Source organism: Scytonema sp. UIC 10036 (genome assembly GCF_009725235.1).
The window spans coordinates 1-12,760 of record NZ_WJFC01000292.1; the positions used below are offsets into that span (position 1 = coordinate 1).

Here is a 12,760-nt window from a genome sequence, read left to right on the forward strand (position 1 = left end):
AATAGGAAATTTAGTTCCCTGGATTTACCCCCCTTAATCCCCCCTTATTAAGGGGGAAATAGGAAATTTAGTTCCCTGGATTTACCCCCCTTAATCCCCCCTTATTAAGGGGGAAATAGGAAATTTAGTTCCCTCCCCTTTACAAGGGGAGGGTTAGGGTGGGGTAAATCAAACTCACGCAATCAAGAACAAAATTTACCTGATATTGTAAATGCAGCCCAGTAGAAAGGGTGCTCGTAAAGCTTGCTATCAGGTGGCAATTTACTGCTTCTATATAACTCAGTTGCTAAATTAGCTCTAATCGTAGTTCCTTCCCGATCCAATGTATTCAGTGTTTCTTCATACCACTTTTTCAGTTCTCCGGCTGTCACATTCCTAAGCCATTCTGTTGCTTCTAACAATGCCGTTGCGACTGGTATGTCGCTTATGAGTCTTCGATAAAACTCTATCATCACTAAAGCAGTAGCTGATGATTCTACAGTCCAAAGAGTGCTGACTACGTAATCAACTCCTTGGTTTAACAAAGTGTTGACTAAACCTACATACTCAGTGGTAATCATTGAATTACCAGCCATTACTATTTCACAAGTAGAAAGGGTCAACAAATTATATTTTGCAATATTCTTTTGACAAATTTCTTCTATTGTTAACCTGTCTTCACCTGCTAAAAATAATTCTGACTCTTGAGGCTGATTGAAATTATCAGTCACATATCCAGTAAAATGAAATACATTGTAATCACCAGTCAAAGCTTTTTCTACTTGTTTTTTAGTTGCTTGCAAACCTTGAATGCATTTACTGCGATGAAACATCCGCTCGATCGCTTCCGATTCAAGTTTAGCAAATGCAAGGGCTGTAGGATTTGCGCTATCTGGATTTTCCACACTTAAAATTGGTAGACTTTGTACTCGCCATAGAGGTTGCGATTTCAAAGACAATCCTACTTGCACGCTAGGCAAATATGTCAGCGTAAAATTCGATTGTGTTGGCTGTTGGAACTTTTCTAAAGGAGAAGAAAGCTGAAAAAGAGCGTGAAGGGGAAATCTGTGTAAGTCCCGATGGGGAATAAGAATAAGATGGGTAATATCTTCCAACTCATTAATCACAGCAGAGATATTTAGGATACTTTTTAGCTTGAACAATCTCTGTTCCATAGCTGCTAGCCAAGAGTGATGGCTTTCATTTTGTGTATCGGGATTTGGATTGCGATATTCATGCTCGTGGCGATTCCAATCTTCCAACCAATCCTCAAACTCAACTAAACGGTTTATTGCTTCGGGTAAAGGCATTTCTTCAGTCGCCTCTACATTCAGTACGGGTGTAAAAACGGGTATTGGTTCTGGGGATTTATATTTAATGATAAAAGTTCGTAGGGTACAAGGGCTAATATGCCAGTAAATAATAGCAGTTGTTGGGTTGAGAAGGTCGTGAATCGAACGATAGCTAGGCGAAACAATTTCCTCTTTCCATCCAGAAATCAGCCAAGTTATGCAAGCATTTTTGTGGTATTCAGCAAGTTCTAAAGATTGTGCAATCTCACCAAACTGTATAGCTATATCAATTGCTAATTGCCAAAAACCTATATTTCTAAGACCTAGCTGTTTTTTACTTTCATCAGAACGGCTTGGTTCATTTAAATATCCTTGTAGTAATGCTATAGCGTATTGATTAAATTCTTCTGCCTCAGACGGTTGTTCTAGTGCTATGTATGTTTTGACTATGTTTTGCACAACCTCTAAATGCAATTGAGGAAAATCATCTGCTGTTAAGGTTTTTAAGGCGCGATCGTATTCAATAATAGCTTGTTGCCAATAAGAACGGGGTACTGTATCTCTCCGCCCTTTCTCATAATGAGCATTCCCCAGTGCTAAATGCAGTCTACCCCAACCTTCGGCGTGGGTGGATTGCAAAACATATTTCAGCCCTTCTTGATAGCTTGCTAATTTCCCTTCATATCCACGCGTGTACAAAGAAGGATTTGCTGCTGCTATGTTAGTTGGAATTGTGCGAGAGTCATTCTGAACTGCACCTCCCGCAGCTGCACCACGACCAATCCAAGCTTCCCAATAATCAATCTTAATTTCTAAAGCGCGATCGTAAGAGGCGATCGCTTCTTCAAATTTCCCTGTATAAAATAGTGCGACAGCGCGGTTATACCAAGCCAGATAAAAGCTGGGGTTGATTTCTACAGCTTTATCATAGGATGCTATGGCATCTTCACGGCGTTCCAAGTTTTCCAAAGCGACAGCACAGTTAAACCAAGCTAAGTAAAAGTCGGGTTGAATTTCTAAGGCTTGTTCCCAAGATGAAATGGCTTCATCCCAGTGTCCCATACTTGCTAGGACAACTCCTTTGTCAATCCAAACTTCATAGGCATCTGGTTTCAGTTCTGTGGCTCGGTTATAAGATACAATTGCTTGTTCTTTTTCCCCTAATTTTTCCAATGCACTCCCTAAGGCATACCATGCATCGGAAAAATCTGGTTGAATATCAGTTGCTTGCTCTAAACTGGCAACTGCATCTTCATAGCGCTCTAAATTAGACAGTTCTATACCCCTGTTGTACCAAGCTTCATAAAAATCTGGTTGAATTTCTAGCGCTCTATCGTAAGAAGCGATCGCATCATTTCTTCGTTCCCCGTAAGCGAGTGCAATTCCTCGATAATACCAATTTTCCTGGTCTTCTGGTTGCAACACTAGGGCTTGGTCGAAACTGGCAACGGCTTCTGTTTGATACCCTAACTTTAGCAATGCAGCACCTCGACTCGACCAAGCTTCTGGATAATCTAACTTAATTTCTATAGCTTTGTCGAAGCTAGCGATCGCGTCCTCATATTGTCCCGTCTCACCCAAAATTCCGCCTCGGTAATACCAGCATTTGTAAAAGTCTGGTTTCAATGCGATGGCGCGATCGTAAGATGCAAGTGCTTCAGTAAAATACTTTAGGTAAAAAAGTGTCAACCCCCTGTTAAACCAATATTCATGGGAGGTTGGGTTAATTTCAATCGCCTTGTTGTAATATATAATGGCTTCCGATAGATTACCAGCCTTTGCTGCGGTCAGTCCCTCGTAAAACAATGCTTGTGCCCTTTCCTCAGTCAAATACAATTGTTCGTTTAGTAAATTTGTATTAGCTGATGGTTCAGTGGACTGAATTCCCAAATCGCTAGCCAGTTGCTGTACTAAATTCGTACTTTGCTCTAACCTTACCAACAACTCATCCAGTGTCACTGCTACAGTTGACTGCAATGGCTCATCTTCCGATTGCTCCATTGAAGTTGTTTGTTGGTTTTGCTCCAACCATACCTGTTCCCCTCCATTCGGTGTCGTTTGATAATTGGTGGGTGTAATTTTTGTATTCGGTTTTGTGAACTCCCACACTAGATCGTTGGCATTGCTTGTTGGTTTTTGCGGTGTAAAATTTGATGTATCTAGGGGTGTTCTTGTTTCCGCGTGTTGCGTAGAATTATTATCTAAATGTTCTTCTTGCGAATTCTTGACAAATTCTTCTATGGGAGTCAAACGAGCTGTGGCGATCGTAGTTTCGGTATCTTGTCTGTCCGTATTCCAGTACGGATTTCCTAAATTACGTGTTAATACCCGTATTCCGATATCATAGGAAAGCTCTCCAATTGTGCCAATCCCAAGTTCTCCGAGTTGCACCATCCGTTCTGCTAGCTGATTGTTTGGTGCAGCCGAGGTTAAAAGCCGCTCTCCAAAATCCAACAACCAATCTATCCAGCGTTCAAGAGAAATCCGATTTTCCATCCTCTGGAGATACTTGATTGCCCATAGCTGTCCTCTTGCTTGATAGACACCTTCTAAGAGCTGGGTAAACAAAAATTCCAAATCCGCGTCAGTGAGTTCGGGTAGCGGTTGCAGTACTGTCTTTTCCCCCGTTGGTTGAGTAGAACGAGTCTGCTTCTTACCAAAGGGATATTTGAAAATTTTGTTAAACCATCTTATTAGCCACTTGAGCATTTCGGGGACTCTTGGATGTTAATCATTACAAACGCAGTGTTAAAAGAGTTCTCAGTTAAGTAAAAAATTGTTGAACTTCCATAAATTTTTAGCGTTTTTTTGCATACTAACCAGTACTAGTATGGCATGACGTAAATAGACTACCCTTGAAAAATCCGGAAAAACTTGTCTTACAAGCTTTTGCGCCTTCTGCCCTCTACCTTCTGAGTTTTGCCGACCTATGCTAGCAGTTCAATCCTTCGTTGTTAAAGCCCTACCACGAGCATACAATATTATGTCATTTTGGACATAATTCTTGTTAAGAAAGCAACAAATGTGTTGTTTTTTACGATCCTGGTGTTGCTCTTTGTCAGATACTGCATCGGTTGTTGTCAGGAGGTTTGGTATGAAATTACGCTTCTGCTTGATTTGTATTAGATTGAGAGGACGCCTGAAATTGATTTAACAATTCTTGGATAATCATCTCTGGATCGTCTGTTTGAGTTCCTAATTGCTGGGCAATTTGTTGACGGAGATTTTCATCTTGTTGTAACATTTCTAGCAGTTGGTCTATTGTCACAGCTTGATATTCACCTTCAGGTAAATTTTCTCCAGCCTCAGAAACTACCTCATGTTCCCTTAAGGTTTGAGTCGATTCTGAAAAATTTTGGCTAACAGCATCGAGACCATCATATTCCCATATTGGCTCGCCGGAGTTGCGCCTTAACAAATTCATGCCAATCTCATAAGCAACATCTCCAACGGTTCCAACTTCTAACTCGCCTAGTTGTACCATTCGGGAAGCTAATTCGTTGTTAGGTGAAGGTGATGCTAGCAGTTTCTCACCAAAGCGTTGTAACCACTCCACCCAACGTTCAGTTGGAACACGGTGTTCAATATTATGCAGCCATTTCTGCGCCCAAGCTTGCCCTCGTGCTTGATGGACACCTTCAAGTAGCTGAGTAAAGAGAAATTCCAAGTCTGTATCTGTTAGGGGTGGAGGTGGCTGTTGTTGAGCATGAGTCTCTACTTCGGCTGGTGTGTGTCTCCCGCCAAATAAGCGTTGAAATATTTTTTTGAAGAACTGAACTAGCCGATTGAACATCTCCCGCACCCATAAGTGTTGGTGGTTACCCTAAGATTGTAGCGATGTATGGAGAAAGCAGCTACGCGTTTACAAGCTGAACACATAGATGCTGACTCGTTTAATAACGATATTCATTTAATAACCACTCTCCATTACTCAATGCCCATTTGCCAACTAGGGTAGGGGTAGGGGTAGGGGTAGGGGTAGGGGTAGGGGAGGGTAGGGTAGGGTAGGGTAGGGTAGGGAAATGTAAGTGGTTATCTGATGAACAACATTACAGGTTTTTTTTTCAATTCACAGCAATATGGTATAAGTGTACTATTATAAGTCAAACTTTTTGCATAATTTGAGTTTATACATTTAAATGTTGTGACGGCTTTACGAAACCTCAATTGAGAGTGCGTAATACAGTAAGGCTGTAAATAAATTTGCCATCCAAACTAAGATGGGTTTTACTCGTCTTAATTAACAAACAAGGCAGAATTGCAAATCCATGTCCTACGAACCGCTGCACCATAAGTATCGCCAAAAGTTTTGCTGATTGGTAGGGCAAAAGCGATCGCACCACCCTGACCAACGCCATTCGTGCAGCTAAATTGCCCCTGCTTATTTGTTTACGGACCTAGAGGGACTGGAAAACTTCCAGCGCCGGATTTTAGCAAAATCTCTCAATTGTCTCAAAATGACAACCCACAGCCGAACCTTGTGGGTCTGCGATACTTGTCAAGGAATTACCAAAGGTACTTTGACGTAATCGAAATCGACGCCGCTAGCAACACTGGTGTCGAAAATGTCAGAGATATGATAGAAAAGGCACAATTCGCTCAGTCAGTGCGTTATAAGTTACGTTGTAGATTGAATGTTTAACTGGAGATTCTTAGTTCTAATAATGAGGGTCATGTTAGAATTGATAGCCCAACAGTAAAGGCAAGCAGTTCAAGTACAACGAATCATCAGGAAACTGGAATTAGAAAGTTTCAGGTTAGATCGGGTGAACGCCAAACGTTTTAAAAACAAACAAATCGTGAAATTAGATGACTGACAATCATAATTAGGTGACCAAGGATGATAGCAGCAATAGACATAAAAGAAGGAATGAAGATATGTCCCCTGGAATGTGATGCAGTCTCTCTCATTGACAATTTTACTTTAGAAACGGTCGAATATGTTCGCCTCGCTGGGGTTAGCGCGTCTATACATAGAAGTGGCGGATAACCACAATTCGTAGCTATGATTGTCCGCCATAACTCATATGCTCAGTACCAGGCGTTTAATGCGCTACTTAAAACACTAGAAGAACCACCGAAACACGTTGTCTTTGTCTCGCAACAACGATCACAACGGTACTACAAACAATCATTCCGGTGTCAACGTTTGACTTTCGAGAATCAATTAGAGGCGATGGGAAGCATTTGAACCATATCGCCTATCAAGAAAAAATTATATTTCTCAGATCTGTCACTCTAATAGCTCAAATTCCAAGGAGGCTTCGGACGCAGAAAGTCTTAGCCAGTTAAGCTTATTAACTGGTAAATCACCCCCGAACGAGTTTGGGATTTGGTCGTTCGTGAGCGAATGGATTTGCTATATTTGCTGAATGCGATCGCATCCAACACCCCGAAGCCGTTCTAGATTAACACGTAAATTTAGATCGAGTCGAGAACCTTAATTATTCTCCAAAACCTTGCTGCATTTTACGAGATTTACTGATTGCCAAAACAGCACAAATCGCGACGATCTAGTAACTGTACCTTCAAACTTGGCAAGCACTGATTGATTTTGCCAAGAATTTGAGATAGGAACAATTTGGCAGGACAGCAACTCTTGCGAACCACTGAAGTACAACTAAAAAACACTACCCAACCACGTTTGTGTTAGAGGTAACATACTAGGACTGTTACCCTCGCAATCTTGGACTCAACAAATAGCTCAACAAAACGGTAGAGGATATACCCGCTGCCAGAAATACACACCCCTTCATCTCCCCCATCTCCATCTCCCCCATCTCCCCTCTCCTCATCTCCATTCTCCCTCCCCATCTCCCCATTCCCCCTCCCCCATCTCCCATCTCCCCTCCCTCCATCTCCCCCTCCCCCTCCTCTTCTAGAACCCCAGGCAGTAGAAGAGACAGGTTCGATTCAATCAAATTTGGCAGCAAGTTCTTGCGAATCTTCACCAATTTCAGAGAGAGATATTGCGTCAAATGTGCATCTCATTGAATTTGATGAACTTTGGCACTGTTGCATTAAACAGCATGGTATCAGAAATACAAGGAGATGAGAGAAAATAGCAGCAGCATTTAAGTAATTTTAACACAGATGTTCAGTTAACTTAGAAATAGCAACTTCCTCAACTTCTACCCATCAAACTTCCTCTTCTTCAAAAAGCAAACTGCATCCCCTCCTCCTCCTGTCAGTCAAGCATACCCCCCACTTTCCATCTCCCCGCACCACGCAAACTTTTGTACCAGATGCGCACCTCCCCAAGAATTCACAAAAAAACCGACTCCAAAAACGAATCGGTGACAAATGCTAAAACAGCACAAAAAACCTCCACTCAAGCCCCAAATCACCCCCAGTTCTACAACAAATTGGGAAACTGACGAAGGAGCAATTGCTGTCAACGCTTAGCGCAATTTTTGATGGAGAAGTTATTAGATTGACAGATGATACGAATCACCGATTCTGGCACTGTATTCATGGATGATGAATCAGAAAATGATGATGAGTTTTAGGAATTGGTGGTGGTTAGTGGTTATGGTTGGTGGAGTGGTAGTGGTTAGTGTTGGTGTTGTGTTAGTGGTTGTGTTGCAACAACTACTAACTACTAACACCAACACTAACACTAACTCTTCCCTTGATGTACCGTTTTCACCCATTTCAAACGCTTTGGCCGTACTGACATGCGGCAGTGGCACACTCATGACACTATCCAATAAATATACAGTGTGCCGCGTAGGTCTCAAGCATAGTAGAAGAGTTGTAGAAATTTTAATTCCTTGTCTTTACGTATGCGCCTTAAACCACGAAATCCCTGTTATTGACATCGTTCTGTTAAGCCAGTTACAGGACTTAAAATTGGTGTCGATGACGTACTATTGCCATAATATATTGGTACTGCTGCTGTAGTAATATGTACTGTAGTTATCATATCACAGTAAATCCCAGTTTTACGTGTTCCCATACGGTTCTGAGAATGAGATCCCAGTAATCACCGTTGGTATCCACCTTCTGCCACCGATTGCGCTGATGCAAAGTGCGACCGCATTTGTGACACCTTCTTCTTCTACCGTTGGTTAAAAACACTTCAATATCCCAGTCATCAAGATGCAAGGAAAGTCAAATCTAAATCATCGGGGATTGTTTCCTCATTCCAACCACCACAACGCAGTAGGGTTCTCGCTTACAAATTGACCGTTTCCGCGCAGTTCGCCAATACACCTGTAGCATTCTTTGCTGTTGCATGTGAGCATCAAGTGCCATTTCTGCTGCTTGACCTTTTGTCCAGAATTCTCTTGGCATTGGCAATAACTTTTCTGACTTACGCACTAATTTTCTTTTTCAAATAAAGGTATGACGCGCACCAGTAAGTCTGACGACACTTGGGCATCCGCATCAAACACCGCACAATTCTCCCTTAGTCAGAGGTAAAACTGATTTAATGCTCCTGATTTACCTCACCTGCATCTGGTTCTCGCCGCAGAACCTTAAGTGTCTACTCTTGAGCTAAAGCTGCCAGTACGTCAGGTGTTTGTCAGTACTGTTATCGTCATAATCAAACTTCGTACGTTCTTCTGGTATTCTAAACTAACAGGTTTTTGATTAATCGGTCTATGACGCTTCTTCATTTTAGCTGCTACTAAAACAGATACTACAGCCAATCCCCTTTCATTTCTTCCAAACGTTTTTTGGTTGCAAAACCACTAGGATTGAATGCTAGTGGTAGTAATCCCAAGACAAAAAGTTACCCAAGAAATGCAGGGGATGGCCGTAGTATCTGTTTTAGTAGCAGCTAAAATGAAGAAGCGGTCATAGACCGATTAGTCAAAAACTGTTAGTTTAGAACCCGAAGAACTTACGAAGTTGGATTATGCGATAACAGTACTGACAAAACACCTGACGTACTGGCAGCTTTAGCTCAAGAGTAGACCAACTTAAGGTTCTGCGGCGAGAACCAGATGCAGGTGAGTAAATCAGGAGCATTAAATCAGGTTACTCTGACTAAGGAGAAATTGTGGCGGTGTTTGATGCGGATGCCCAAGTGTCGTCAGACTTACTGGTGCGCGTCATACTTTATTTGAAAAGAAAATTTAGTGCCTACAGGTCAGAAAGTATTGCCAATGCACAGAGAATTCTGGACAAAAGGTAAGCAGCAGAAATGCACTTGATGCTCACATGCACAGCAAAGATTGCTACAGGTGGTATTGGCGAACTGCGCGAAACGGTCAATTTGTAAGGCGAAAACCTACTGCGTTGTGGTGGTTGGAATGAGAACAATCACGATGATTTAGATTTGACGTTTCGCTTGCATCTTGATGACTGGATATTGAATGTGTTTTTAACCAACGGTAGAAGAAGAAGTGTCACAAATCGGTCGCACTTTGGCATCAGCGCAATCGTGGCAGAAGGTGGATACCAACGGTATTTGGATTACTGGGATCTATTCTCAGAACGTATGGGAACACGTAAACCTGGGATTTACTGTGTATATGATAACTAACATATTACCTACAGCAGCAGTACCAATATATTGATGGCAATAGTACGTCATCAACAATTTTAAGTCTGTAACTGCCTTAACAGTAACGATGTCAATAACAGGGATTTCGTGGTTTAAGCGCATACGTAAAGACAAGGATTTAAAATTTTCTACAACTCTTCTACTATGCTGAGACCTACGCGGCACACTGTATATTTCCATTGGATAGTGTCATGAGTATGCCACTGCCCGCATGTCAGTACGGCCAAAGCGTTTTGAAATGGGTAAACGGTACGATAAGGGAAGAGTTAGTGGTAGTGTTGGTTGTTAGTAGTTAGTAGTTAGTTGCAACCCCAACCACTAACCACCAACACAACCACTAACCACTAACCACTAACCACAACATAACCATAACACCAACCAATCCTAAAATCATCATCATTTCTGATTCATATCCAATGAATACAGTGCCAGAATCGCGGATTCAGTATCATCTTCAATCTAAAATTCTCCACAAAAATTGCGCTAAGCGTGAGCAGCAATTGTCCTTCGTCAGTTTCCCATTTGTTGTAGGAACTGGGGGTGATTTGGGGCTTGAGTGGAGGTTTTTGTGCTGTTTTAGCATTTGTCACCGATTCCGTTTTTGGAGTCGGGTTTTATTTGGTTGAATTGCTTGGGAGGTGGGCATCTGGTACAAAAGGTTTGGTGGTGCGGGAGATGGAGAAGTGGGGGGTAGTGCTTGACTGACAGGGGAGGGGATGCAGTTTGCTCTTTTGAAGAAGAGGAAGTTTGAAGATTAAAGTTGAGGAGTTGCTATTTCTAAGTTAACTGAACATCTGTGTTAAAAGTTACTTAAATGCTGCTGCTATTTTCTTATCTCCTTGTATTTTCTGATACCATGCTGTTTAATGGCAACACTGCCAAAGTTTCATCAAATTCAATGAGATGCACATTTGACGCAATATTCTCGTTTTGAAATTGTTGAAGATTCGCAAGAACTTGCTGCCAAATTTGATTAGAGATCAACCTGTTCTCCTACTGCTTGGGTTCTAGGAAAGGGAGGGGGAGGGGAGATGGAGGGAGGGGAGATGGGAGATGGGGAGGGAGATGGGGAGATGGGGAGGGGAGATGGAGATGGAGGGAGATGGGAGATGGGGGAGATGGGAGATGGGGGGAGATGAAGGGGTGGGGTGTATTTCTGGAGCGGGTGTATACCTCTACCTTTTTGTTGAGCTATTGTTGGTTCAAGATTTGCGAGGGTAACAGTCCTAGTAATGTTACCTCTAACCACAAACGTGGTTGGGTAGTGTTTTTTAGTTGTACTTCAGTGGTTCGCAAGAGTTGCTGTCCTGCCAAAATTGTTCCTATCTCAAATTCTTGGGCAAAATCAATCAGTGCTTGCCAAGTTTGAAGGGTACAAGTTACTAGATCGTCGCGATTTGGTGCTGTTTTGGCAATCAGTAAATCTCGGTAAAATGCAGCAAGGTTTTGGAGAATAATTAAAGGTTCTCGACCTCGATCTAAAATTTTACGTGTATAATCTAGAACGGCTTCGGGGTTGTTGGATGCGATCGCATTCAGCAAATATAGCAAATCCCATTCGCTCACCGAACCGACCAAATCCCAAACTCGTTCGGGGGTGATTTCACCAGTTAATAAGCTTAACTGGTCTAAAAGACTTTCTGCGTCCCGAAGCCCTCCTTGGGAAATTTGAGCTATTAGAGTGACAGATTCTGGAGAAATATTAATTTTTTCTTGATAGGCGATATGGTTCAAATGCTTCTCCATCGCCTCTAAATTGATTCTCCGAAAGTCAAACCGTTGACACCGGGAAATGATTGTTGGTAGTACCCGTTGTGGATCGGTTGTTGCGAGGACAAAGACAACGTGTTTCGGTGGTTCTTCTAGTGTTTTAAGTAGCGCATTAAACGCCTGGGTACTGAGCATATGACAGTTATGGACGGACAATCCATTAGCTACGAAGTTGTGGTTATCCGCCACTTCTATGTCATAGACGCGCTCAACCCCAGCGAGGCGAACATATTCGACCGTTTCTAAAGTAAAATTTGTCAATGAGAGTACTGCATCCACATTCACAGGGGACAGTATCTTCATTCCTTCTTTTATGTCTATTGCTGCTATCCATCCTTGGTCAGTCCTAATTAAGTGATTGTCAGTACATCTAATTTCACGATTTGTTGTTTTTATAACTAACGTTTGGCGTTCACCCCGATCTAACCACCTGAGAACTTTCTTAAATTCCCAGTTTCCTGATGATTCGTTGTAACTTAGAACCTGCTTGCCTTTAATGTTGGGGTCATCAATTCTAACATGACCCTCATTAGTTAGAACTAAAGAATCTCCAGTTAAACATTCATCTACAACGTAAACTTTATAACGGCACTGAACTGGAGCGAATTGTGCCTTTTCTATCATATCTCTGACATTTTCGACACCAGTGTTGCTAGCGGCGTCGATTTCGATTACGTCCAAAGAGTACCCTTTGGTAATTCCTTGACAAGTATCGCAGACCCCACAAGGTTCGGCTGTGGGTTTGTCACTTTTGAGACAATTGAGAGATTTTGCTAAAATCCGGGCGCTGGAAGTTTTCCCAGTCCCTCTAGGTCCGGTAAACAAATAAGCAGGGGCAATTTTAGCTGCACGAATGGCGTTGGTCAGGGTGGTGGCGATCGCTTCTTGCCCTACCAATTCAGCAAAACTCTTTGGGCGATACTTATGGTGCAGCGGTTCGTAGGACATGGATTTGCAATGTCTATGCCTTGTTTGTTAATTAAGACGAGTAAAACCCAATCTTAGTTTGGGATGGACAAATTTATTTACAGCCTTACTGTATTACCGCACTCTCAATTGAGGTTGGTTCGTAAAGCCGTCACAACATTTTAAATGTATAAACTCAAATTAGTGCACAAAAGTTTGACTTATAATAGTACACTTATACCATATTGCTGTGAAATTGAAAAGAAAAACCTGTAAATGTTGTTCATCAGATAACCAC

6 protein-coding genes are annotated in these 12,760 nt (G+C 42.0%); 1 reads left to right on the top strand and 5 read right to left on the bottom strand.

The genetic code is table 11. The features are described 5' to 3' along the window. Positions 1 to 182: 182 nt before the first annotated feature. The 3 genes from F7734_RS57185 to F7734_RS57195 all read right to left on the bottom strand — a co-directional run bounded on the left by F7734_RS57185 (position 183) and on the right by F7734_RS57195 (position 5,629). The gene (locus tag F7734_RS57185) at positions 183 to 3,980 is read right to left on the bottom strand and encodes a tetratricopeptide repeat protein (protein ID WP_155753034.1); all 3,798 of its coding nucleotides are present in this window, start codon (positions 3,978 to 3,980) and stop codon (positions 183 to 185) included. Between the two features lie 391 nt (positions 3,981 to 4,371). After that, positions 4,372 to 5,064 carry a hypothetical protein gene (locus F7734_RS57190; protein WP_155753035.1) on the bottom strand — a complete coding sequence of 231 codons (693 nt, stop codon included), beginning with the start codon at positions 5,062 to 5,064 and terminating at the stop codon, positions 4,372 to 4,374. A 370-nt stretch (positions 5,065 to 5,434) separates the two neighbouring features. Beyond that, entirely contained in the window at positions 5,435 to 5,629 is a 195-nt protein-coding gene (locus tag F7734_RS57195; RefSeq protein ID WP_155753036.1) for a hypothetical protein, read from the bottom strand. A 2,119-nt stretch (positions 5,630 to 7,748) separates the two neighbouring features. Between F7734_RS57195 and F7734_RS57210 the strand changes: the two genes are divergently transcribed. Next, on the top strand, positions 7,749 to 8,174 hold the full coding sequence (locus F7734_RS57210; protein ID WP_155753039.1) for a hypothetical protein: 426 nt from the start codon (positions 7,749 to 7,751) through the stop codon (positions 8,172 to 8,174). 216 nt (positions 8,175 to 8,390) lie between these two features. Here F7734_RS57210 and F7734_RS57215 read toward each other — a convergent pair whose 3' ends face one another. After that, positions 8,391 to 8,594: a hypothetical protein gene (locus tag F7734_RS57215; protein ID WP_155753040.1), complete on the bottom strand. Its 204-nt coding sequence runs from the start codon at positions 8,592 to 8,594 to the stop codon at positions 8,391 to 8,393. Between the two features lie 2,383 nt (positions 8,595 to 10,977). After that, the gene (gene dnaX, locus F7734_RS57220) at positions 10,978 to 12,504 is read right to left on the bottom strand and encodes a DNA polymerase III subunit gamma/tau (protein ID WP_155753041.1); all 1,527 of its coding nucleotides are present in this window, start codon (positions 12,502 to 12,504) and stop codon (positions 10,978 to 10,980) included. Positions 12,505 to 12,760 lie beyond the last annotated feature (256 nt).